This is a genomic window from Streptomyces sp. KLMMK (genome assembly GCF_036961605.1).
Classification (GTDB): domain Bacteria; phylum Actinomycetota; class Actinomycetes; order Streptomycetales; family Streptomycetaceae; genus Streptomyces; species Streptomyces telluris.
The window spans coordinates 16517-38163 of record NZ_JBAMDC010000036.1 but is presented as its reverse complement, the minus strand read 5'-3'; the positions used below and the strand labels follow the sequence as shown (position 1 = coordinate 38163).

Sequence of the window (21647 nt, the reverse complement as noted above, 5' to 3'; positions counted from 1 at the left end):
TGTTACATCACCGGCGGGCTCGGCGGGGCTGCCGTGGCCGGCACGACCGGCTCGGCCTGGGGCGTCGCCGCCGCGACGTTGAGCAGCTCGGCCGTGTGGTGGCTGCAGCTGCGGCGCGCCCTGCGCGAGCACCACCCGACCCCCCATCCGTGAAGTGAGGACGCCATGACCGCCCACCCCCGGCTCAGCATCGGCCTGCCCGTCCACAACGGCGAGGAGTACCTCGCCGAGGCGCTCGACGCCCTGCTCGGCCAGACCTACGAGGACTTCGAGCTGGTCATCTCCGACAACGCCTCGACCGACGGAACCCGGGACATCTGCCGCCGGTACGCCGAGAAGGACTCGCGCATCCGGTACATCCGGCTGCCCCGGAACATCGGCGCCGCGCCGAACCACAACTATGTGTTCACCGAGTGCCGCGGCGAGCTGTTCAAGTGGGCCTCGCACGACGACCTGTACGCCCGGGACCTGCTGCGGCGCTGCGTATCGGCGCTGGACGAGCGGCCGGACATCATCCTGGCGCACGCCGACCAGGCGGTCATCGACGGCGACGGCCGGGTGAAGGTCCCGTACGAGTACACACTCGCCACCGACTCGCCGCTCGCGCCGGAGCGCTTCCGCAGCATGCTGTTCGAGCCGGGCGGCGACGACTTCTACGGTGTGATGCGGGCCGACGTGCTGCGCCGGGTGAAGCCGCACGACAGCTACCACCACGCGGACCGCACGTTCGTCGCCGAGATCGGCCTGCACGGGCCCTTCCACCAGGTGCCGGAGCTCCTGTACTTCCGCCGCGACCATCCCACCCGCGCCGAGCGGGCGAACCCCTCCAAGCGCTCCCGGTGCGTCAACCTGGACCCGCGCCGGGCCGGCCCCCTGCACCCGACACCCCGGCTGCTCGCCGAGTACGTCTGGGGCTTCGTCGCGGCCGTCCGGCGGGCGCCGTTGTCCCCGGCCGACCGGCGCGCCTGCTACCGCCACCTGGCGGCCTGGATGGTCAGCCGGGCCCGGCCGGGCGCCGGCGAGCGGGTCGAGGACCGCGCCCCGGTCGACCCGGCCCGGCTCACCGTCTCCGTCGACGATCTGGTGGCCGGCCGTGAGGGGCGGCGGGCATGAGGCCTCCGGTGCGCGTCGGGGTGTTCGGCCTGCTCGGCTCCGGCAACCTCGGCAACGACGGGTCGCTCGAAGCCGTGCTCGGGTATCTCCGCGCCGAGCACCCGGAGGCGGTCGTGGACGCGCTGTGCGGCGGACCCGAGGTCGTCGCGACCCGGTACGGAATCCCCGCGACGCGGCTGCACTGGTACCGCGGGGAGTACCGGACCGCGTCGCGTGCAGGCGCGATCGCGGCGAAGGGGCTGGGCAAACTCGTCGACGCCTTCCGCACCGCTGCCTGGGTGCGCCGGCACGACGTGGTGATCGTGCCGGGCATGGGCGTCCTGGAGGCCACGCTGCCGCTGCGGCCGTGGGGCTTCCCGTACTCACTGTTCCTGCTCTGCGCGACCGGCCGGCTGTTCGGCACCCGGGTCGCGCTGGTCGGCGCCGGCGCCGCCGCGATCGGCAACCGGCCGACCCGGGCCCTGGTGCGCTGGTCCGCGAAGCTGGCCGCGTACCGGTCGTACCGGGACGCCCTGTCCCGCGACGCGATGCGGGAGATGGGCGTGAACACCGCGCGCGACGAGGTCTACCCGGACCTCGCCTTCGCCCTGCCGACGCCGCCGTCGAGTACGACGCCGGGCCCGGTCTGCGTCGGCGTCATGGACTTCCACGGCGGCGACGACGACCGCGCCCGGGCCGAGGAGATCCACCGGCGCTACCTCGAAGGGACGACCCGGTTCGTCCGCGCGCTGGCCGAGGAGGGCAGGACGATCCGGCTGCTCACCGGCGACGAGGTCGATGAGCCGGTGGTCGCCGCGATCCTCGACGCAGTGGACTCGCCTCTGGTCACCGCGGCCGAGGCGGCCTCGCTGACCGACCTCATGAAGGAGATGGCGGCTGCCGGCACCGTGGTGGCGACCCGGTACCACAACCTGATCTGCGCGCTGAAGGTCGGCACGCCGACGCTCGCCCTCAGCTATGCGGCGAAGAGCGACGCGCTCATGGCACAGATGGGGCTGGGCGCGTATTGCCACCCGGCTCGGGAGGTCGACGCCGACCGGCTGCTGGAGCGGTTCCGGGCGCTGGAACAGCGATCGGCGGAGCTGCGGCGGACCCTCACCGAGCGGAACCTGGTCGCCGCCCGGCGCCTTGAGCACCAGTTCACCGCCTTGACCGCGGCCCTCTTCCCAACGGCCGCCCAGGCCCAGGCCCAAGCCCACGCCCATGACCGTGACCACGCCCATGCCCACACCCATGACCATGACCATGACCATGACCTGCGGGAGGCTCCATGAAGGCGACGGAAGTCCCGGCGATCACCGGCGCGTACCTGTTCGAGCCGACGCCGTACGCCGACGAGCGCGGCTTCTTCTGCCGCACCTTCGACGCCGACGTATTCCGTTCGGTGGGCCTCGACCCGGACGCCTTCGTCCAGGACAGCGTGTCCCGCTCGGTCCGGGGCGTACTGCGCGGCCTGCACCTGCGCTCCGGCGCCGGCGAGGCCAAGCTGGTGCGGTGCTCGTACGGGAGGATCTTCGACGTCGTCGTGGACCTGCGGACGGACTCGCCGACCTACCGCAACGTGGCCGTCTTCGAGCTGTCCGGCGAGACGCAGGTGACCCTTTACATCCCGGCGGGGTGCGCGCACGGCTTCCAGGCCCTGACCGAAACCGCCGACGTCTCGTACCGGATCGACCGCCCGCACGATCCGGCCGAGGACGTGACGATCGCCTTCGACGACCCGGAGCTCGCCGTCCCCTGGCCGCTGCCGGCCATATCGATGTCCGAGCGGGACCGGGAGGCACCGAGCCTCGCAGAGGTCCTGAAGCAAGAAGAAGGGTGAAGCCCGCGTGGACACTGAGGACGCTGAGGGCACTGAGGAGTTCCTCCTGCCCCGGTCGCGGCTGGCGAACGAGCGGCTGCACGCCGTGATTCCCGGAGGCGCGCACACGTACGCCAAGGGGGACGACCAGTACCCCGAGAACCTGGCCCCGGTCATCAGCCACGGCCGCGGTGCCCACGTGTGGGACATCGACGGCAACCGCTACATCGAGTACGGCTCCGGCCTGCGGTCGGTCAGCCTCGGCCACGCCCACCCACGCGTGACCGAGGCGGTGCGGCGGGAGATCGACCGCGGCAGCAATTTCGTGCGGCCGTCCATCGTCGAGGCCGAGGCCGCGGAACGCTTCCTGGCCACGGTGCCGACCGCCGAGATGGTGAAGTTCGCGAAGAACGGCTCCGACGCCACCACCGCCGCGGTGCGCCTCGCTCGCGCGGTCACCGGGCGCCGGCGGGTGGCCGTCTGCGGCGACCATCCGTTCTTCTCCGTCGACGACTGGTTCATCGGCACGACGCCGATGTCCGCCGGCGTTCCGGCGGAGACCAACGAGCTCACCGTGGCGTTCCCGTACGGGGACCTGGCCGCCACGGAGGAGATCCTGACCCGCTACCAGGACGAGGTCGCCTGCCTGATCCTCGAACCCGCCACCCACACGGAGCCGCCGCCCGGCTACCTCGCAGGCCTGCGCCGACTGGCCGACCGCCACGGCTGCGTACTGATCTTCGACGAGATGATCACCGGCTTCCGCTGGTCCGAGGCGGGCGCCCAGGGCCTGTACGGCGTCGTCCCCGACCTCTCCACCTTCGGCAAGGCGCTGGGCAACGGGTTCGCCGTCTCCACGCTCGCCGGGCGCCGCGACCTGATGGAGCGGGGTGGGTTGCGCCACTCCGGCGACCGGGTGTTCCTGCTCTCCACCACGCACGGTGCCGAAACGCACTCGCTGGCCGCCGCGATGGCCGTGCAGACCACCTATGCCGAGGAGGGCATCACCGCGCGGCTGCACGCCCTCGGCGAGCGGTTGGCCGCCGGTGTCCGCGAGGCCGCGGCTGGCATGGGCGTCGGCGACCACATCGTCGTCCGGGGCCGGGCCAGCAACCTGGTCTTCGCCACCCTCGACGAGAACCGGCAGCCGTCGCAGCACTACCGCACCCTGTTCCTGCGCCGGCTCCTCGCGGGCGGAGTACTGGCCCCGTCGTTCGTCGTGAGCAGCGCGCTCGGCGACGCCGACATCGACCGCACCGTCGACGTGGTGGCCCAGGCATGTGCGGTGTACAGGAAGGCACTGGACGCCGGTGACCCCACCCCCTGGCTGGGCGGGCGACCGGTGAAGCCCGTGTTCCGCCGCTTGGCGTGACGTCAGCGACGCTCCCGCCAGTCGACCAGCTGGTCGGCCGTCCGGTCGACCAGCCACGCGGTCGCCGGTATCACCGCCAGCGCGGTGCACCAGCCGCCGAGGACGTCGGTCGGGTAGTGCGCGCCCAGGGCGACCTGGGCCCAGCCCATGGTGGCGCCGGCAACCAGCGCCGCGGCGAGCACGAACATCGTGCCGGCCGACCTGCCGAGGCCGAGCCTGCCGGTCGCGAGCAGCGCCAGCACCAGGGCGAGCGCGGTGAAGAAGGCGGTGTGTCCGCTCGGATAGGACAGGTTGCCGGCGCCATGGATGGTGCGTTCCACCAGGGACTTGATCAGCGTCGCCACCCCCACGCTGATGCCGGCCCCGGCAACGACGAACACCGCCGCGCGAGGGCGCCGAAGCAGCAGGCAGCCCGTCACGGCGGCCACGACCAGCGCCGCCGCTCCCACGGGCTCCCCCAAGAAGTCCGCGGCCAGAGCGACGCGCCGCCACGGCGGCTGCACACTGTCCGCCGTCGGCCGGACGATCCACCTGTCCACCCCGCCGGGCTCGCCGTGGCCGGCGTACAGGACCCCTAGCACGACGACGACCAACGCGGCGAGGCCCGCAATCAGCCCGAGCCACGCACGCAGCGACGAGGGCAGCACGGCGGGCGCCGACCGGCCGGTCACACGCCCACCGCGCCCGGCCGACCAGCGGCAGTGACCGTCTTGTCCGCCGTGCGCGACGTCGGGCGTTGCGCAAGTCCGGGCACGCCACGGCCTATGTAGTGTCCCGTCAGCGCGAACTGGGCTGCGCCGACTTCCGGGTCCGCTCCGGCCAAACGATCCAACGCGAGCCCCCCGCCCCCCGTCGTGTCCGACCCACCCTTTAGCAACTTTAGCTGCCCCGCGGACATTCGGGGTGTCGAGAACTCCATGATCGTGATCGTGGAAGAGCACGTCATTCGCCTGCGGCGTCCTCGGCCTCCCAGCGAAGCAGGTCGCCCGGCTGGCAGTCGAGCACCTCGCAGAGCGCGGCGAGCGTCGCGAAGCGCACCGCCTTGGCGCGGCCGTTCTTGAGTACCGCCAGGTTGGCGGGAGTGATCCCTACGCGGTCCGCGAGCTCGCCCACGGACATCTTCCGCCTGGCCAGCATCACGTCGATGTCGACGGCGATCGGCATCAGATCACCTCGTCCAGCTCGGCCTGCATCTGCGCCGCTTCGACGTCGCGCGCGACGGCCTGGGCGAGCAGCATCCGCAGCACGAGCACGATGAGCGCGACCCCCAGGATGGCCACGCCGACCCCGCCCATGATGACGGTGACGCCCGGGTCGTCCCGCTGGCCCGGCGCATTGATGACCGTGACCGCGAACCACACGAGGGCAGCCGCCACGATCGCGCCGATCACGCCGTCCACGTACCGGAAGGCGGCGTGGGAGAACACGGTTCCACGCCGCACCATCGTCACCAGCCGCCATACGCAGACCAGGGCGACCTGGGCCGACACCATGCCCAGGATCGTGACCACGCGCAGCGCGGTCAGCGGGAGCGACCCGTCCTCCGGGTCGCTCCCGCTGACCAATGTCCACGCCATCAGTGCCTGCACGAAAACGGTGCCGGCGAGCACCACCACGAGCACGGCGCGCAGCGCATGCACGGTCAGCTTTCCCATAACCCATCCTTCCATCGAGCAGCGATGGAAATCTATCGAGATTCGATAGGTGGAGCAAGGGCCGGGGCGGCGAGTGGGCGGCAGTTTCGCACGGTGGCTGTACGTCGCCGCCTCCCATGGCATGGCGGTTGGCGCGAACCATCTCAGTCTTGTCTTGTCGAAGCCGGCCTCACTTGACCACAAACCGGACGCCCCTCGACTACGCCGAAGCCCTGCACCCGCCCGGGGCTCCGGCCCCCATCCCGACCCGGTGGCTTGCCGGGCCCGCGGTTGCCCGAAAGGCCGACGCCACATCGACAGCCGGGACAAGAGGCCGGGGCTTCCTTGTCAGCGAACCTGGTCGCTCTTCGACCCAATGTCTTTATTCCTGGCCGGAGTTCCGTCCGGGGCGAACGAGTCGTGAAAGGTGAAGGCGTGCGGCGCGGAGCCGTGGTCGTGGAGGTGCTCCAGCCTGGAAACCCCGTCCCGCCAGGTGGGTATCACGCCGTCGGAGACCCACCAGAACACGTAATTCGGGTGCCCTGTCCTCTCGAACCAGTCGTAACGCCTGTTCAGCGCCGCACGGTGCAAACCGGTGTAGACGGCGTCGAAGGCGGGGCGCAGGTCGGTCCAGAGCGAGAGGGTCGCGGCCAGGGCGGTGGTTTCCTGCGTACGTCCCTTGCCGTACCAAGTGGGTACGGCGAACTCTCCCCATGCGCCCCAGTCCGCCTCGAAGAGCACGCCCCGGTCACCCTCTGCCGCTTCAGCATGCCCGAGGTATCCGGGGTGCTGACTGATCTTCCGGTAGACGGCCTCACCGATGTCGTAGAACTCGCGCGTGAGAGGTGCGGGATCGGTGAGAGGTGACTTCAGGACGCCGAATGTGTACAGAGCAAGATGGGGCATGCGTCTCTCCCTGGTTGGGGCTGCCTGGCGTGGACCCGGTTCGGTGGCTTGCGCATGGGGGCGAGGGTTCGTGGGGCGCGACAGACTCATCCCCTCGCGGCTGGCCCAGCCCCAAGGAACCCCTGTGCGACCGTGGGCGACCACCGAAGACGAGATGAAGGTAGCTGCCTCTGCGAGCCATGTCGAAGTTGCGATTTCCCTGCCCAAGTGCCCTCTTACACAGGCCCTTGCGGGAATTGGGGCGTGGCGCCGCCTGCCTCCGTGGAAGTCGCATCGCCCCAGCAAATGCCGAGAAGCAGCATCGGCAACCCCGCTCAAGCCGGTGTGCCGGGGCGACGCCGGCGGCGTTGCCGGCGTCGACTGGGTTCACTGCCAAAGGGCAGTGAATCGTGTTCGCCGACCTGAGCCATCGCTGCGGCACCGCGGAAGGTGCGTGAGACGTCCGCTCGACGGGCGACGTCGGCGATGCTGACCTGGACTGGGCTTTTCTCTCGTCGGAGCCGGGCGATGGCCTGGTGGGCGCGTTCAAGCTATAGATCACGATCTTGCTGGCCGGGGCCGCCCGGGCAAAGCCTCAGCATCCTTACGGGGGGGGGTAACCCCCGACACCGCCATGAGGTCAGCGCATCGGTACGTCAGGGGGAAAGCCGGATGGGCCGATCCCCCCCTTCGCTGGTGGGATGGACGCCGACCGCCGCCTCCAGGAGCGACACAGTCGCGGGCCACAGCCTGAGCGGTCCCTGAACGCGCGCACAACCTGAACAGAGAAGGGGTTGTCATGCATGAGTTAAGAAGACGTCGGCGAGGCATGCTCGTCCTGACCAGCCTGGCTACAGCTGTCCTCGCCGCATCGGCCGCGCCCACAGCGGCGGCGAAGCCGCGGTCGGCCGATCCGCTCCAACGGCAGGTGGAGGCGATCCACGCCACCGGGGCCGTCGGTGTGCACGCCGAGGTGACGTCACCGGACGCACGCGCCAGCGCGTACGCCGGGGCGGCCGCGTTGAACACAGGGAGGCCGATGCCGCGGGACGGCAGATTCCGGATCGGCAGTGCCACCAAGACCTTCACCGCCACGGTCGTACTGCAACTCGTCGGCGAGGGGCGAATGTCTCTGGAGGACACCGTCGAGCGGTGGCTGCCGGGAGTGGTCCGGGGCAACGGCAACGACGGCAGCCAGATCACCGTGCGGCAGCTGCTGCAGCACACCAGCGGCATCCCTGATGTCGGGCCGGAGATACCCGCGTTGAACAGCGCGGACGGCTATCGAGCCGAGCGGTTCCGCACGTACACCCCCGAGGAGTTGGTGGGACTGGCGATGCGAAACCCGCCCGACTTCTCCCCGGGCGACGGCTGGTCGTACTCCAACACCAACTACATTCTCGCCGCGATGATCACCCACAAGGTCACCGGCCGAAGCTGGGCACGGGAGGTGAAGGACCGGATCATCCGCCCCCTGGGCCTGAAGGACACCAGTACGCCCGGCGTCTTCCCGTCCATCCTGGGCCCGCACGCCCAGAGCTACGCCGCGTTCGGCACCGACACCCGCATCGACGTCACGGAGCTCAATTCGAGCATGGCCGTCGGCTCCGGCTCGATCATCAGCACCCCGCACGACCTGAACGGGTTCTACGCCGCGCTGCTCGGCGGCCGTCTGCTGGCTCCGGCGCAGCTCGACGAGATGACGACCACCATGCCCGCGCCCGGGCTGGGCGTGAGGTATGGACTCGGTCTTGCCGAGATTCCGTTGCCCTGTGGCGGCAGCTACTTCGGCCACCGGGGCGAACTCCTCGGCTATGTCACCTGGGGTGGCGCCACCCGGGACGGGACCCGGACCGCCGTGGTGTACGTCACCAGTGACGGCAACCAGGACACCCAGCAGGCCATGATCACACTCATGGGTCAGGAACTGTGCCGGACCCGCTCCTAGGCACTGTCCGACGGGTCGTGTGACCAGGTCGACGATTACATCGTTCTGACCGGTGCGGGGCGGGGTGATCTGTCGGACGAGGAGTGGACTCGGCTGGAGTCGCACTTGCCGAAAAATGCGGGGCGAGGCGGACGTTGGAAGAGCCATCGCAGGGTGATCAACGGCATTCTCTTCCGGCAGCGAACCGGTGTCCCATGGCGTGATCTGCCGGCACGGTTCGGGAAGTCGAGGACCGCGCATGACAGGCTGGCACACCGCGTATCCCTGGACGACGCAGCCGACCTGTTCAGCATCGTTCGGATGAGGCCCTGGGACGTTCGCGTGGCGGGCTGACCTCCCCATCCCCGAGCGCAAGGACCAGCGGGCCAACCGCCAGCGCCGCGGCAGCGCAGGCGTCCGACCCACCGGCTTCGTCGACAAGAAGATCTACAAGCGCCGCAACGAAGTCGAGCGAACGATCAACGCCCTCAAGGGCTTCCGCGCCGTAGCCACCCGATTCGACAAGAGGGTGTACGTCTTCCACGGCGCTGTGACCGTCGCTGCCATTCGCCTCTGGCTTCGCTCGTGACCCGCCGGACAGTCCTTAGTCCGACACGGTGATCATCCCGCTGGACGACGGATGTCCTGTCCCGGTCCCGTTGAGGCTTGCGGTCTCGGTGATCGTGGTAGTCGAGTCCACGTAGGGCGCGGTCATCGAGAACCCCACGTAGCTCCAGCCTGACGTAAGGTCTCCCGAAGTGGCGGAGGTCGAGCGTCCTTGGATGCCTGCCGTCGGGCTGGTGGTGAGGTTGGCGCCCGACCAGACAGCCGCGTCGTTGACGGTCTCGCCGCAGGTGGTGTCGGGGCCTGAGGGCCAACAAGCCGGGTCGGTTGTCCTGGGGCTTAGGCAGGCCTGCGTGGAGTTGTGGATCAGTGTCGTACCGCTGGGCAGCGAGGTGGTGACGGAGGCGTTGCGGATCGTGGCGCCGGTGTCGTTGTGCGACCAAATCCTCACCAGAACCGTAGCGCCCGAGGATGTGCTGACGTTCGAGCTCCAGGTTGCGCCACCGTCGGCCGAGAAGAGCAGCGTCGACGACGGGGCAGCGTGAGCGGTGCCTGCGAAGGCAGGCACACAGACGGCCATGACCGCCGCTACCACGCCAGCACGAGCCCAACGAGATGATCTCAGCCTCATGTCGCATACCTCCCGATCAGCCGATCAGTCGCATTCAGCATGAGTTTCGCGCGCGGCTAACGCGACCATGCCACCACAATTCACCTGAACGAGAGCCTGCCCGCACGTTCACGCTAACGCGACGCCATCGCCGAACGCTCCTCTCGGTCTGCCGCCGCTCCCGCCCGCAACAGCAACAGCAACAGGTCCACCATTTGGGTAAGAGGCATCAGACGCTGCTTAGCCGAGCCCACTCTGCGTCCGAGAGATCACCGCGCCCCACGCTGGCCGGAACGACATGAACGTAGCCCAGTCACACGACCCGTCGGACACTGCCTCGTACTCCAGCCGTAGTACGCACTCTTGCTGGTGGGCTGATTGCGGGAAGGTCACGGCCACCGCTGATCATCGGTGTGTGAAGACTGAAGATCATGCGGTGGTCGCGGGTCACAGCGTAGACCCTGCCCGCCGGCAGGGGGCGTTCGAGGTCCTGATGGGCCGGATAGCGGGCCGGTTCGCGCGGGTTGAGCCCCGGCGCCGGGTACGGGACCTGGTGCTGGGGCTGTTGTCGGACCTGCCGCGCAAGAACTGCTGGACGATCGCCAGTGGGCCGGGGAGGCGATTCCGTACGGCATGCAGCACCTGCTCGACCGGGCCCGGCGGGATGCCGAGCGCGTGCGTGATGACGTGCGTGAATACGTGGCTGGAGCATCTGCACGACGAGAATGCGGTGCTTGGTGGTCGACGAGACCCGGGACGTGAAGAAGGGCACGCACACCGTCGGGGTCCAGCGGTGCCAGTACACCGGAACCGCCGGGAGGATCGAGAACGCGCAGGTCGCCGTCTACCTCGTCTACGCCGGAGGGCGGCGCGGGCGCGCGGCGGTGGACCGTGAGCTGTACATCCCGCACTCGTGGACTGCGGATCCGGACCGCTGGCGGGCAGCCGGCCTGGGCGAGGACACCGTGCTGGAAGAGCGCAAGGTCGGCTATTGTGCTCGCCGTCACCCGCTCGGCCGAAGTCACCACCGGCGCGGGGAAGTTCCGCTCGGACGCCCTGGGCACGAAGGCGCCGAAGCGTGCCTGGCAGATGCTTTCGGCAGGGGCCGGGCCCAAAGGACAACGCTTCTACGACTGGGCCGTCATCGACCTGGCCGAAGTGCGGCCCGGCAGCCATCGGCTCCCTGAGCCGTCGGCCCCCGGCCCGACGGTTCCACTGTCCGCTACGTCGAGGTGGCCGACCTGTCCGCGTGCAGTGCGGTCCTCGCCTGGTCCGCGGCCCGACGGGACGAAGCCGCGTTGAGCGCGCTGCGGGGTGTCGTGCGCGAGGTATGTGCGACTACTGCGGCGGCCGGGCGCGACGCCCGGTGGTGGGATACGCCGCCTCCGTCCGGCCGGCGGCCGTAGCGGTGCGTGAAGCCCGCCAGGTGGCACAAAAGGACGTGATTGACGTCCTATCACCCCGGTGACTGACCGCCGGACCGTCAGGGCTCTTCCCTCCCATGGCAGAAAAGGTGGGAAATTGGTCATTGCAGCCATGGCGCGTCACCGACGATCGTGGGTCAGGGCAATGAAATCGCCCTGACCCACGACTTTCTGGAGGATCGCCATGCACAGACGGACCCTTCTGAGATCCGGCGTGGCCGCGACGGCCGGCATCGGAATCGGCATGGCCACCGCGGGTGCCGCACCGGCGGCCGAACCGCGCCGTACACCGCTCAGTGTGCACACGGTCCTGTACGACGGAGTGGAGGAACAGGACTTTGCCGGGCCGATCGAGGTGCTGGGCATCCTCGCGACCCGCCACGGGGTCAAGCAGAGCTTCGTCACCGCCGACGGGCCCCGCACGGTGATCACGTCCGCGGGAATGGCGATCGACGTGCGGGACCGGTGGTCACCACGGTCGGCTGACGTGATCGTCGTCCCCGGGGGCGGCTACGGGGAGGGCTCGGGACTGAACAAGGAGATCCGCCGCGGTGTTCTGCCCAGGGCGCTGGCGGCGGCGAAGCGTGCGGATCTGATCATGGCAGGGGTGTGCTCCGGCACGATGCTGCTCTCGGCCGCCGGAATCACCAAGGGCCGGCCCTGCACGACCCACCACATCTGCCAGAAGGACCTGGCGGCGCAGGGCGGGAAGGTGGTCGGCGCCCGCGTGGTCGACGACGGCGACCTGGTGACCTGCGGCGGGGTCACCTCCGGTATCGACCTTGCGGTGTGGCTCACCGAGCGGCTCTACGGCCCCGAGACCGCACTCTTCGCCGAGCAGGTGCTCGAGTACGAGCGGCGCGGGACCGTCTGGCGAGCGGCCTAGAGCGCGTATCGGAAGTGGATCTCTTCAGGTGTCGAGCGGAAGTTCCAGCAGTTCCTCCGGAGGCTGGAAGCCGGAGCGCCGCCAGAGGGGACTGCTGCGCTCGGACGGCCAGACGATCAGGGTGTCGAAGCCGACGGTGCGGCAGTGCTGCTTCAGTGCCTCAAGAAGCGCCGAGCCGGCTCCCTTGTTCCGCTGCGACGGCGTGACGTAGAAGTTCGTCACGTAGCCGATCGGGAGGTTGTCGCTGTACGGCTCCGGCATCCTCTCCACCAGGCAGAGGAATACGTGGCCGCGGATTTCGCCTCCGGACTCCGCGACCCAGGCCAGCCAGCGGCCATCGCCAAGCCGGTCGCGCATCCACTGCTCGGTCTCTTCCAGGGGCTGTGCTGGTGGCCGTCCTTCGTGATCCTCTTGCTTGAACGTCCAGCGCAGTTCTGCCAACAGGCGCGCATCGGCGGCTCGGGCCATGCGCACGGTGAAGTCGTTGGTCATGGGGCGAGCTTCGCGTCTGCATCGCCGTCAGGTGAATTGATTTTCTCCTGGTCGCTTCGTGGCGGACTACGAGTTTCTCGTAGCGGGTGGCCGCCGCCCGGTGTCTCTTGAGGCGGTTGATGCCGCACTCCACCGCGCGGTGTTCCCGGTAGGTCGGTCCTGTCGAACTTCGGTGGACGGTCACCGAGAGCGCCGAGTCGCTTGCGGTTGCGGATGCGGTCGGCCTTGTCGGGACTGGTTCAGCGGATCCCGCTCCCACGCAGGTAGGCACGGTTCTTGCGGGAGGCGTACGCCTCGCGAGATTCTCCATTCGCTCGGCCACCGTTGCGGCTCACCTGTGCAGTCCCACCGCCGTCGGCGGCGCAGCGGCCCAGCGCCATAGCCGGCCTTCGCGACCGCGATGGACACATCGATGAGCCGCGAGGACATACCTCTGCCCGACACAGGAACTGCCGCCGAGAACGTCACCACTTCGGTGGCAGCGCGTCGCAGTCGCCCGAGCCTTCCACCGTGACGCCGCCGTACTCGTGTTGGATGAGCCGACCGCCACGCTCGACGCCCGAGCCGAGCACCGGATCTACATGCGGCTCAGGGCGCTCGCCGCGGGGCAGGCTACCGTCTTCATGAGCATCGGTGACGTCCCAAGAGGGGGTTCCTCAGCACGATACGCGTAGGGAAGTGTCCAAGGCGCTCATGAGGTGGGTAACACGGCCCCTGCCTGTCGGCGCGAGCGGATACCGGCCAAGAACATCGATCAGGACTGGCGTGGCACGTCGCCGAGCCTGCTCGATGTGCTTCTCCCCGACGTCGGGATCGTCGCCTGCACTCAACTCCGCCACGCGCGCTGCGCATGCAGCGCCGCGCAGGATGTGACCTACCTGGGTAGCCCTCGCGATGGGATGCAGGTACGCGGCAGCCGCGGCGTCACCAGCAGCACGCGCAGCGAGGCGGGTGGTTTCGGTGGGTGCTTCCTTCGCAGCCCGATGCGCGTCCAACGCGGTGACGCGCTGCAGCTTGGTCCTCCTCGCGCCGTTCACAAACTCCCAGGCAGCGTCAACGGCTGCGCGAGGCCGGAGATCACCGGGAACAGCCTCCTCGAACACCGGAAGGACTTCCTGAGCGCTCTCCGCCACGTAGCGCACTACAACGCGCAGCTCTTCCATGGTCAGCTCGAAATCACCGGCTCCAGGCGTCATGACCCGATTCTCCCATCGACGCAGTGATCGAAGACGATGCAGAGATGGCGCAGCCGGTAGCCGTCACGGTCGGCGCACCTCACGGGCGACGCTCCGGAGAGGCGGCAGTGGTCGTGCTCGCCGGGCACCGACAGCATCACTGGTCACAGGGCGCGGAATTCCTGCGAGGGTTGTCAGACCGCCTAGCGGAAGCCGCGTACCAGGCGCACCACGAGGGCGCTGAGGTGCTCACGGCTGCGTCGAGGAACATTTCAGCTGCGCTCAGGGCCCGGGTGCAGGCGAGTTCGTCTTCCAGGTCGGCGTGAGCGCGGGCCGCACGGAGCTGGAGCACCATCGGGCCGTGGGGTGGCGGCATCCCGTCGAAGTGCCTTGCGCAGGGGATCGGAACCACGTACTTGCCGGAAAAGCGGCTGTCACTTCAGCGGGGCCGGGCGTGCCAGGTCCAGGCGACCCGGTCGGGATGACCTGGCATTTGTAGAGCCTGACCTTGCCTTGGCCGGCGCCGGGAGCCTGCAGGCACAGGTGGTTCGCCTCGTTGCGGTACCGGATGGTCCCGCCCGCATAGCTCTCGGCCAGCCAGCGCTGCCCGGCACCGGCGACGCCGCGGGCGTCGTCACACACCTGGAGCACGGCATCCGTCGTGGTGGTGGCATGCTCGTCCCGGCTGCCCAGGCACCAGTTGTCGCCGGCGGTGTGGGCATGCTGGAGACGTCGGTCCCGGAGACTTTGCCGGCCTGCCGCAGCCGGCCTCCGAGGAACGCGGATTCGATCCGCACGTTCCCCGTGGTCGTCTGCCATTTCGCGGGCACGGCCGTAGGGCTGTCCCACCATCGCTGGGCACGGCTCTCGGTGCACGGTGCCGCGGTCACCGACGTGTCGGCCGGGTCAGGCAGAGCCTGGGGACGGCCACGTTTTGCCGGCGCTGCGGCCCGCCGGTGTGTCCTCGTTCCATCCCGGATCGTCCTCGAGGTGGCTGAGCGTCCACTGCGCTTGCGGGTCGTCGCACTTGCCCGCGACGATCCGGGAGGACAGATCCCGGCGGGCGTCGGGCGCGAGGGCGATGCAGTCACCTGTGCCGACATTCTGGACGTAGCGGGTCAGCGCGGCGGTGGTGTACCTCTGGAAGGTCTGGTTGCCGTCGTAGCGGGCATTGCCGACCGCGACGGAGCGGTCCGGATTCTGCTGCAGCAGACGGCCGTTCGGTGCGGCCGGCACGGTGCTGTAGGCGTGGGACCGGGCCGGCGCCCCTCGGACGGTCCACGGGGAACCCTCCCGGTAAGCAACGACTGGTTGCGGGCCTCGTCGTTGCTACGGTTGAGGATGTTCACGTTGAAGTCGCCGACCAGGACCCAGTTCCGGCAGTCCCTGGCCGCGAAGTCACGGACCTGGTCGATCAGCCCGGGGCGAGTGCCCCGCCGCACCGCGTCCTCGGCGCGGGCGTGCGTGTTCCAGTACCAGGTGTTCCCGAACCGCAGGCCGAGCAGGGGACGCGCCCGGTAACGGTTGTTCGGGGCGTCCGGGCCAGGGTCGTAGCTCGGGTTCTCGAGCACGCGGACCTCATCGGCCCGGAAATCGGTGACCGTCGCCAGGTTCATCTGCCCGCCGTCCCACGTGTCCTCGTCCGTAACGCCGATCCGGCGAGGGTCGGGCTGCAGGTAGTACACGTAACGGGTGGCGCCGTTGCCCTTCGGCCAGGCGGCGAGCGTGACGGAACTGGGCTGGGGGTGATCGCGGTTCGGAGTGAACCGGATCTACCGGAAGTTCTCCCGGGGCTCGTTCACCGGCATGGGTGGCCCGGCGCCCACCTCCTGCAGCGTCACCACCGCGTGGTTCGCGGCCAGTGGCTCGATCTCCGAACGTCAGGTCTGGCCGTTGTCCGAGCCGTGCATGTTGTACGTGGCGAACGGCGAACTGCCGTCGTTGTTCACGGCCTGCGCCGCGGGGGCCGTCAGCATCACTGTTGGTGGCCAGTGCCGCCAGGCCGGTCAGGAGGGCGACCACGGTGGTGATCCACCACCGTGGTTGTTGTTGCCGCGTCCTGAGGTGGTGGCCGATCAAGCAGTCATCGGCCCGTCGACCCGAGTAAACGGATCTCGACCGCACGCAGTCCACGTCCTGATCGGTATCCGGCCCTCCCCGCGCACTCCGGCCCGAACCGGCCATCAGGCGGCCGACCGGTGAGAACGTGAGTACGAAAGCCGCGCCGCCCGGCGCGACAGCCCGGCGCCCCGGCCTCAGCTCATTCCGACGAGGCAACCCGACCTGGCAAGGAGCGCACCCACCGGACGGTACGCAGGAGAGTGACGCGTACTGTCCGCGCTCAGTGCCAGCGCCCCACGACGTGCGGCTCGGCGTCGGCTTCCAGCCGTGGCCAGACTCGGTCCAAGAGTGCGCGCACCGCCTTGACCCGGGCTGCGATGCTCAGGCCGTCCCGCCACCTTCGCTTGCAACACATTCCCGTTACCTCTCCCCTCCGATCCGATCCGCCGCTTCGACGACGGGTGACAGCGGCGACGGGTGACAGCAGCGACGGACAAGGCGGAGTGTTCAACTCGGCATCCGGTCGAGGCGCAGGTCCCGAAGCTGAACGTGGATTTCACACAGCTTCACGAGGAGGACCTGACCGGTGAGGGCCTCGGTCAAGCAGCCTGACCGATCGACGCAGGGGAGATGTGGCGCGATCGGTAGGTGTTGCGGTCAGGGCGTTGTTGACCCGGTCGGTGAGGAGGCTCGGGGGCTGACTTGGATTGCCTAAGCTTTCAGTTCATGGAAAGCGGATACTGAGACAAGGCCGATCAGCGCATTCCAGAGATGGAGCGAGTCATGACTGTCCGGGACCTCGTGCAGCACGGGTCCGAACACGGCCCTTTCGGCGCCTTGCGGCGTGGTGATGACCAGGATGGGGGTGCCGATCCGGGCGTCGATGCGGTCGATGCCGGCGTGGTGGGAGGCTCGTAGGGCCTGGTCGTAGTCGGTGGAGGTGCCGACCTCGGCGAGTTCAACGGGAAGGTCACTGCGGTGCAGTGCTTCACCGATGTCGCCGATCCATTCGCGCTCGGTGCCATCAGGCTCGGTCCACAGCGCGTCGTAGAAGGCACCGAGCGCGGCATGCCCGTGCTCTGTCTGGACGGCTGCGGCGACGCGGGCGGGGATCCACAGGAAGCCGTGCCGGTCGCCTTCCGGGTCGTCGTCGCGGTGTTCATTGAGCACTGACAGGCTCATCACGCGCCAATGCACCTGAAGGGGCATCTCGTCGGCGACTTGGGCGATCCAGCGTGCGGTGTGGCGGGTGAGCGGGCAGGCGGGGTCGAGCCAGAAGTCGACGCTCCAGCCCGTGTTCGCTTCCGCACTGCCGCCCGTCATGACTGCTGTGCCGCTTCTGCGCGGTCGCCGCTCTGGACGGTGATGCCCTGTTCCAGGGTCCGGGTCACGGTCGCGGCAACGTCGAACTCGGCGAGAGCGCCTTGCTCGACTTGTTCGAAGGCGGTGTAGGACACGCCCCATAGTACTTGCTGCACCCATTCGACGGAGAGCCGGTCATCGAGCACGCCCTCGGCCTGCTCGCGACGGATGAGTTCGATCACCGGGTCGCGCGGTGCAGGCAGGTCAGGCTCCGGGTACCGACCCGCGGTGGCACCTAGGTGGTGTGCCCGAGGAACAGGTTGCGGGTGCCCGACAGACGCTGCACCTGGTCGACCAGTCAACCGAGCGGCACGACGCCCTGCGGATGCTCGACCTGGCCCGCACCCTGCACCCCGCGGCCTCAGCCGTCGCGGCATGGCGACGATGAGCACGTGCCGACTTGCACTTGGCCGACGCATCGTCAGAGGCGGTACCCGGCGGCGCTGCCTCGCGGCGCGCTTGCGAGGCACGGCGGTACCTGGGCGGGAACCGAAGCGCATGGGATCCCAGAAGCACTCTGTGGAGTACACCGTTTTGAGTGCATCACCACTCAGAGTGGCGACCGCCGAAGTGATCTGCACCACTTAAACTGGGCACCGGTCAACCTGAGTTGTCACAGGACACCGTGTCCGTGCCGCCGACAGCTGAGCGGTGTCACCTGCGGTTGTCTCATCCTGGATACCTAACAACCAGACAAAGGAGACGATAATGATTGCAAGGGTGGCCGTCTGGGAACCGATGCCGACAGATGACCGAGACTGGGTGCTGGAGGCCACCGCTACGGTGCCCGGTGTCCACAGCACCTATCACCTCATCGATCCCACGACAGGCAACGGACTGTCCGTCGCCTTCTTCGAAGACGAAGCCGCAGCTCAAGCCGCAGGAAGGGCGATCGAGCAGCGAGCCGAGGAAATCGGCTGGCACGAAACCCCGCACCCGGCACCCGTCTCCCACACGATCTACAACGTCATGCGGCACGCGTAGCCCGGCGCCGGAGCCGGGGCCTCAAGGCGCAGCCCCGCAAGACAGCGCTCTCTCCTCCTCCCTCCCCCGGCGGCTGTCCGGCGTGCGTGGAGTCGGCCCCCAAGGTGGCTTCACTGCCTGCGGGGCCAGGTCAAGCGCGCGTGGAGCAAGGTGCTGCGGGAGGCCGCGGCCCGGCTGCGTTCGGCGCCGACGCCCGGACAGCTGACGTTCCGCCCAGAACGGTGACGGTTGTTCAGAACGGCAACCCTGTCGGCCTCCATCCGCGACGGCGGGCTTCGATGATGACCTCCGCCCATCCGTGAAGCAGCATGGTGAATGAGTCAAGGGTCCGCGAGGCCGTGACCACGATCGAGGAGCTCGGCTTCGGCACCTTTTGGTTCCCCGAGACGACGGGGCGGGAAGCGATGGCGCAGGCCGGGATGCTGCTGTCGCAGACTCGTCGAATCGTGGTGGCAGCGGGCAGCATGGGCATCTACACGCGCTACCCGGTGACGACCGCCGCCGCACAGCGCGCCCTTGGGAGGCATTCCCCGGACGCTTCCTGCTCGGCCTGTGGGACGGCCACCCACCCCAGCATCGCCGAAGATATCCGCGGCCACCGCTTCGGCCTCCCACTGCCCACCATGCGCGCCTACCTCGACGCGCTGGACACCGCCCCGTTCGGGCCACCGGCTGCGGGCCCCTCACCCCACCGTGTACTCACGGACCTGGACCCCGGCATGCTCGCGCTCGTCGCCGAACGAGCCTGGGGCGCTAACCCGTTGGGCATGCCGGTCGAACACACCGGCAACTCCAGAGCGACGCTCGGCCCCACCGCGCTCCTGGCCGTCACCCAGCTGTGCGTGCTGGGCCCGGACCGCTCGCACACCACCGCGCCGACTCGCACCACGGCAGCAGCTGCTCTGCCCAACCGCCGCACTCTGCTTCCGGACCTGGGGTACGAGAACCTGGGCTCTAGCATCTGCACCGTCGACGACCGGCCGGCACCAACGACGAGGAGAACCCGGGCCCTGCCCAGCCGAGCCGCTACGCGGTCCGGGTGGAGCGCCAGGCTGTCGCATCGACGAAGTGCACGTCGTAGCGGACCTGTTCGGGCAGCAGGCTGTCGAAGGAGTCCAGGCCGTGCTGGATACGGCCCAGCGCCCGGAAGTATCCGAAGCGGTCGACACCCGGCGTCAGGACCGCGAGGAGCTCGGCGGGGCAGCCGGCAGCGGCGCCGAAGGCATGCGTCACTTTCGGCGGCACGATGGCCAGGCCGCCCTGCCCCACCGACGCCCTCTCATCGCCGACAAGGAACTCCACCCTCCCATGGAGCACGTAGAAGAGCTCCGTCGACAGCGCTTGGTAATGCGGCCGTGCGTCATCGGCGCCCTCACCGAGAGTAAGGCGGTTGGCGCCCAGCGCCCCGCCGGTATCGCCGGCGTCGGCCAGCAGCCGGAAGCCTCCGCCGTGCGGCAGCGCTACATGCTCGGCTTCCTCGGGCCGCACGATCAGCCCGGTCTTGTTCCCGGTTTCCATCAGGACTCCTTGGTGGGGGCCACCCCTGGAGGAGGCGGCCTTCCACGGTCGAAGCCCTGTGCCTCTCATCGCCTTGTTCCCGGCGACGAGAGGCACAGGGCACGGCTGTCCGGGCCGGTCAGGCGGCGTGGCCGCCGTCGACGGAGAACTCGGCTCCGGTGATGTAATCGGCCCCGTCTCCGGCGAGGTAGGTGACCATGGCCGCGACCTCCTCCGGACGGCCGAACCGGCCGAGGGCCGTCATCGCGGCCTGGGCGTCCGCGTGGGGCCCGTCGGCCGGGTTCATGTCGGTGTCGACCGGCCCGGGGTGGACGATGTTGGCGGTGATGCCCCGTCCGCCGAGTTCCCGGGCGAGGGCCTTGGTGAGCCCGGTCAGCGCCGACTTGCTCATCGCGTAGAGCGTTCCGCCGGGGCCGGGTACCCGCTGGGTCATGCAGGTGCCGATGGTGATGATCCGGCCTCCCCGGCCCATGTGGCCCGCTGCGGCCTGCGAGGCGAGGAAGGCACCTCGGACGTTGACCGCGAGCACGCGGTCGACGTCGGCCGGCGTCAGGTCGGCGAGCGGGCCCAGGACGCCCGCACCCGCGTTGTTGACCAGCACGTCGAGCCGGCCGAGTGCCTGCACCGCCCAGTCCACGGCGCCCGCCGCATCACCGACGTCGCCCGCGTCCGCCCTGACGGCGACGCCTCGCCGGCCGATCGCCTCGACCCTGCGGACCACTTCCTTGGCCGCAGCCTCGTCGGCCGTGTAGGTGATGGCCACATCGGCTCCCGCCTCGGCCATGGCCAGTGCGATCGCCGCGCCGATACCCCGGCTGCCACCCGTCACCAGGACCACCTTGCCGTTCATGAGCCCTCCTCGTCATTGGTTGCTGATTCAATGAAACGAAAAGGCGATCACCGGCGCTGGCGGGAATCAGACCCGGCGTTCAGTCTGTCAAGGTGCCTGGCTGTATTACCGGTGGGTGCAGCCGGTGTCACCGGGCGCGGCCGCGTCGCGCGAGAGGTCAACGGTTTCGGTGGCCATGGCGCGGGTGATGGCGCGTGCCACGGCGACTACGGCGGGAATGTGCGCGGCGGGTCGGCTCTGTTCGGAGGGGGTGATGACCGAGATGGCGGCGATGGTGGCGTGGTGGCGGTCGAGGATGGGTGCGGAGACGCCGGTCATGAGGGTGCCCCATTGGGGGCGTGAGAAGACCGCGTAGCGGTCGCGGCGGATGGCCGCGAGCCGGGGCCGCAACGCCTCGGCCGTTGCGTTCTGGTCGTCCTCTCCGGCCGGCCGGTCGGTGGTGAGGAAGTCCTCTTGTACCCGGGTGGGGGCGAAGGCGAGCAGGACGAGTCCGGGAGCGGTGGCGTGCAGCGGCATCCGGCCGCCGACCCGGTACATCACCCGCTGGGCATCATGTGCGGACAGCCGCTCGACCAGGACGCATTCCAGGCCCTCGCGCACGACCAGCTGCACGTGCTGGCGTGTGGCGTGCCGGAGGTCTTGCAGGTAGGGCAGGGCGATCGTGCGCAGGCCGTGTCCGCGCGGTGCTACCGAGGCGATCTCCAGCAGCCGCAAGCCGATCGTGTAGTGACCGGAGCCGGTGCGTTCCAGCGCGCCGTGCTCGGTGAGCCGGCGGGCGATGCGCAGCGCGGTGGCCTTGGGCAGGTTCGCCCGCGCGGCCAGGGCTGTGAGGGACAGCACCGGTGTGTCCGGCCCGAAACAGGTGAGCACACGGAAGGCCCGGTCCAGGAGGGGTTCGCCGGGAGCCGGGCGGCGTCCGCGGACGCGGGGCCGTTCCTCGTTCGTGCCGCTGTCGTCGTGCGAGCTGTTCACCATGAGCTCCACGGATC

22 protein-coding genes and 3 pseudogenes are annotated in these 21647 nt (G+C 69.3%); 13 read left to right on the top strand and 12 right to left on the bottom strand.

Going from position 1 to position 21647, the window contains the following annotated elements; translation table 11 throughout:
• Positions 1-165: 165 nt before the first annotated feature.
• From V7793_RS09885 to V7793_RS09870, 4 genes are read left to right on the top strand one after another with little or no spacing between them, the layout of a single operon-like run.
• The gene (locus V7793_RS09885) at positions 166-1113 is read left to right on the top strand and encodes a glycosyltransferase family 2 protein (protein WP_336004430.1); all 948 of its coding nucleotides are present in this window, start codon (positions 166-168) and stop codon (positions 1111-1113) included.
• On the top strand, positions 1110-2387 hold the full coding sequence (locus V7793_RS09880) for a polysaccharide pyruvyl transferase family protein (protein WP_336004428.1): 1278 nt from the start codon (positions 1110-1112) through the stop codon (positions 2385-2387). Before V7793_RS09885 ends, V7793_RS09880 begins: the two co-directional genes overlap by 4 nt.
• Positions 2384-2935, top strand: a complete 552-nt coding sequence (rfbC, locus tag V7793_RS09875; RefSeq protein ID WP_336004426.1) for a dTDP-4-dehydrorhamnose 3,5-epimerase — start codon at positions 2384-2386, stop codon at positions 2933-2935. The genes V7793_RS09880 and rfbC overlap by 4 nt, the downstream gene beginning before the upstream one ends.
• Before the next feature lie 7 nt (positions 2936-2942).
• Positions 2943-4286 carry a glutamate-1-semialdehyde 2,1-aminomutase gene (locus V7793_RS09870; protein WP_336004425.1) on the top strand — a complete coding sequence of 448 codons (1344 nt, stop codon included), beginning with the start codon at positions 2943-2945 and terminating at the stop codon, positions 4284-4286.
• 2 nt (positions 4287-4288) lie between these two features.
• On the opposite strand, the gene V7793_RS09865 is transcribed toward V7793_RS09870, so the two are convergent.
• From V7793_RS09865 to V7793_RS09850, 4 genes are all read right to left on the bottom strand, one after another.
• Positions 4289-4957 (bottom strand): phosphatase PAP2 family protein, encoded by a 669-nt coding sequence (locus V7793_RS09865; protein WP_336004424.1) that lies wholly within the window; start codon positions 4955-4957, stop codon positions 4289-4291.
• Positions 4958-5228: 271 nt separating this feature from the next.
• Positions 5229-5450, bottom strand: a complete 222-nt coding sequence (locus V7793_RS09860; protein ID WP_336004421.1) for a helix-turn-helix domain-containing protein — start codon at positions 5448-5450, stop codon at positions 5229-5231.
• Positions 5450-5941 (bottom strand): DUF2975 domain-containing protein, encoded by a 492-nt coding sequence (locus tag V7793_RS09855; RefSeq protein WP_336004418.1) that lies wholly within the window; start codon positions 5939-5941, stop codon positions 5450-5452. Before V7793_RS09855 ends, V7793_RS09860 begins: the two co-directional genes overlap by 1 nt.
• A gap of 327 nt (positions 5942-6268) precedes the next feature.
• Positions 6269-6826, bottom strand: a complete 558-nt coding sequence (locus tag V7793_RS09850; RefSeq protein WP_336004416.1) for a DUF3291 domain-containing protein — start codon at positions 6824-6826, stop codon at positions 6269-6271.
• An 808-nt stretch (positions 6827-7634) separates the two neighbouring features.
• On the opposite strand from V7793_RS09850, the gene V7793_RS09845 reads away from it, so the two are divergent.
• From V7793_RS09845 to V7793_RS09825, 5 genes and pseudogenes are all read left to right on the top strand, one after another.
• On the top strand, positions 7635-8753 hold the full coding sequence (locus tag V7793_RS09845) for a serine hydrolase domain-containing protein (protein ID WP_336004414.1): 1119 nt from the start codon (positions 7635-7637) through the stop codon (positions 8751-8753).
• Positions 8754-8798: 45 nt separating this feature from the next.
• Positions 8799-9321 (top strand): annotated as a pseudogene (locus V7793_RS09840) (transposase).
• A 169-nt stretch (positions 9322-9490) separates the two neighbouring features.
• Entirely contained in the window at positions 9491-9841 is a 351-nt protein-coding gene (locus V7793_RS09835; RefSeq protein ID WP_336004413.1) for a hypothetical protein, read from the top strand.
• 558 nt (positions 9842-10399) lie between these two features.
• A pseudogene (locus tag V7793_RS38180) lies at positions 10400-10868 on the top strand (IS701 family transposase); the annotation flags it as partial.
• 646 nt (positions 10869-11514) lie between these two features.
• Entirely contained in the window at positions 11515-12216 is a 702-nt protein-coding gene (locus V7793_RS09825) for a DJ-1/PfpI family protein (RefSeq protein WP_336004412.1), read from the top strand.
• Positions 12217-12240: 24 nt separating this feature from the next.
• Here the strand turns inward: V7793_RS09825 and V7793_RS09820 are convergent, their stop codons facing one another.
• The 3 genes from V7793_RS09820 to V7793_RS09810 form a co-directional block, all read right to left on the bottom strand.
• Positions 12241-12708: a GNAT family N-acetyltransferase gene (locus V7793_RS09820; RefSeq protein WP_336004410.1), complete on the bottom strand. Its 468-nt coding sequence runs from the start codon at positions 12706-12708 to the stop codon at positions 12241-12243.
• 656 nt (positions 12709-13364) lie between these two features.
• A complete protein-coding gene (locus V7793_RS09815) occupies positions 13365-13871 on the bottom strand; it encodes a putative immunity protein (RefSeq protein ID WP_336004434.1) in 507 nt (168 codons plus the stop codon).
• Positions 13872-14789: 918 nt separating this feature from the next.
• Entirely contained in the window at positions 14790-15119 is a 330-nt protein-coding gene (locus V7793_RS09810; protein WP_336004407.1) for a hypothetical protein, read from the bottom strand.
• Between the two features lie 525 nt (positions 15120-15644).
• Here V7793_RS09810 and V7793_RS09805 point away from each other — a divergent pair.
• Positions 15645-16085, top strand: a complete 441-nt coding sequence (locus V7793_RS09805) for a hypothetical protein (protein ID WP_336004404.1) — start codon at positions 15645-15647, stop codon at positions 16083-16085.
• Positions 16086-16655: 570 nt separating this feature from the next.
• Here the strand turns inward: V7793_RS09805 and V7793_RS09800 are convergent.
• Together V7793_RS09800 and V7793_RS09795 are read right to left on the bottom strand one after the other, a co-directional pair.
• Positions 16656-17267, bottom strand: coding sequence for a mycothiol-dependent nitroreductase Rv2466c family protein (locus V7793_RS09800; RefSeq protein WP_336004401.1), 612 nt, complete (start codon positions 17265-17267; stop codon positions 16656-16658).
• Complete coding sequence (locus V7793_RS09795) at positions 17264-17488, bottom strand: hypothetical protein (protein ID WP_336004399.1); 225 nt, start codon at positions 17486-17488, stop codon at positions 17264-17266. The genes V7793_RS09800 and V7793_RS09795 overlap by 4 nt, the downstream gene beginning before the upstream one ends.
• Before the next feature lie 62 nt (positions 17489-17550).
• Between V7793_RS09795 and V7793_RS09790 the strand changes: the two genes are divergently transcribed.
• The 3 genes and pseudogenes from V7793_RS09790 to V7793_RS38175 all read left to right on the top strand — a co-directional run.
• Positions 17551-17694: a hypothetical protein gene (locus tag V7793_RS09790; protein WP_336004396.1), complete on the top strand. Its 144-nt coding sequence runs from the start codon at positions 17551-17553 to the stop codon at positions 17692-17694.
• A gap of 320 nt (positions 17695-18014) precedes the next feature.
• A complete protein-coding gene (locus V7793_RS09785; RefSeq protein WP_336004394.1) occupies positions 18015-18290 on the top strand; it encodes a hypothetical protein in 276 nt (91 codons plus the stop codon).
• Positions 18291-18598: 308 nt separating this feature from the next.
• Positions 18599-18787 (top strand): annotated as a pseudogene (locus V7793_RS38175) (LLM class flavin-dependent oxidoreductase); the annotation flags it as partial.
• A gap of 529 nt (positions 18788-19316) precedes the next feature.
• Here the strand turns inward: V7793_RS38175 and V7793_RS09780 are convergent.
• The 3 genes from V7793_RS09780 to V7793_RS09770 all read right to left on the bottom strand — a co-directional run bounded on the left by V7793_RS09780 (position 19317) and on the right by V7793_RS09770 (position 21633).
• Positions 19317-19808 (bottom strand): cupin domain-containing protein, encoded by a 492-nt coding sequence (locus V7793_RS09780; RefSeq protein ID WP_336004390.1) that lies wholly within the window; start codon positions 19806-19808, stop codon positions 19317-19319.
• Between the two features lie 118 nt (positions 19809-19926).
• Positions 19927-20658, bottom strand: coding sequence for an SDR family oxidoreductase (locus tag V7793_RS09775; protein ID WP_336004388.1), 732 nt, complete (start codon positions 20656-20658; stop codon positions 19927-19929).
• A gap of 105 nt (positions 20659-20763) precedes the next feature.
• Entirely contained in the window at positions 20764-21633 is an 870-nt protein-coding gene (locus V7793_RS09770) for an IclR family transcriptional regulator (protein ID WP_336004432.1), read from the bottom strand.
• Between the last annotated feature and the right edge of the window lie 14 nt (positions 21634-21647).

Excerpts from the sequence above, each read along its gene's own strand:
- V7793_RS09775 (WP_336004388.1), bottom strand. The coding sequence starts at position 20,658 with ATGAACGGCAAGGTGGTCCTGGTGACGGGTGGCAGCCGGGGTATCGGC.
- V7793_RS09885 (WP_336004430.1), top strand. The coding sequence starts at position 166 with ATGACCGCCCACCCCCGGCTCAGCATCGGCCTGCCCGTCCACAACGGC.
- V7793_RS09780 (WP_336004390.1), bottom strand. The coding sequence starts at position 19,808 with ATGGAAACCGGGAACAAGACCGGGCTGATCGTGCGGCCCGAGGAAGCC.
- V7793_RS09770 (WP_336004432.1), bottom strand. The coding sequence starts at position 21,633 with ATGGTGAACAGCTCGCACGACGACAGCGGCACGAACGAGGAACGGCCC.
- V7793_RS09825 (WP_336004412.1), top strand. The coding sequence starts at position 11,515 with ATGCACAGACGGACCCTTCTGAGATCCGGCGTGGCCGCGACGGCCGGC.
- V7793_RS09860 (WP_336004421.1), bottom strand. The coding sequence starts at position 5,450 with ATGCCGATCGCCGTCGACATCGACGTGATGCTGGCCAGGCGGAAGATG.
- V7793_RS09880 (WP_336004428.1), top strand. The coding sequence starts at position 1,110 with ATGAGGCCTCCGGTGCGCGTCGGGGTGTTCGGCCTGCTCGGCTCCGGC.
- V7793_RS09845 (WP_336004414.1), top strand. The coding sequence starts at position 7,635 with ATGCTCGTCCTGACCAGCCTGGCTACAGCTGTCCTCGCCGCATCGGCC.
- V7793_RS09820 (WP_336004410.1), bottom strand. The coding sequence starts at position 12,708 with ATGACCAACGACTTCACCGTGCGCATGGCCCGAGCCGCCGATGCGCGC.
- V7793_RS09800 (WP_336004401.1), bottom strand. The coding sequence starts at position 17,267 with ATGACGGGCGGCAGTGCGGAAGCGAACACGGGCTGGAGCGTCGACTTC.
- V7793_RS09785 (WP_336004394.1), top strand. The coding sequence starts at position 18,015 with ATGATTGCAAGGGTGGCCGTCTGGGAACCGATGCCGACAGATGACCGA.
- V7793_RS09855 (WP_336004418.1), bottom strand. The coding sequence starts at position 5,941 with ATGGGAAAGCTGACCGTGCATGCGCTGCGCGCCGTGCTCGTGGTGGTG.
- rfbC (WP_336004426.1), top strand. The coding sequence starts at position 2,384 with ATGAAGGCGACGGAAGTCCCGGCGATCACCGGCGCGTACCTGTTCGAG.
- V7793_RS09815 (WP_336004434.1), bottom strand. The coding sequence starts at position 13,871 with ATGGAAGAGCTGCGCGTTGTAGTGCGCTACGTGGCGGAGAGCGCTCAG.
- V7793_RS09850 (WP_336004416.1), bottom strand. The coding sequence starts at position 6,826 with ATGCCCCATCTTGCTCTGTACACATTCGGCGTCCTGAAGTCACCTCTC.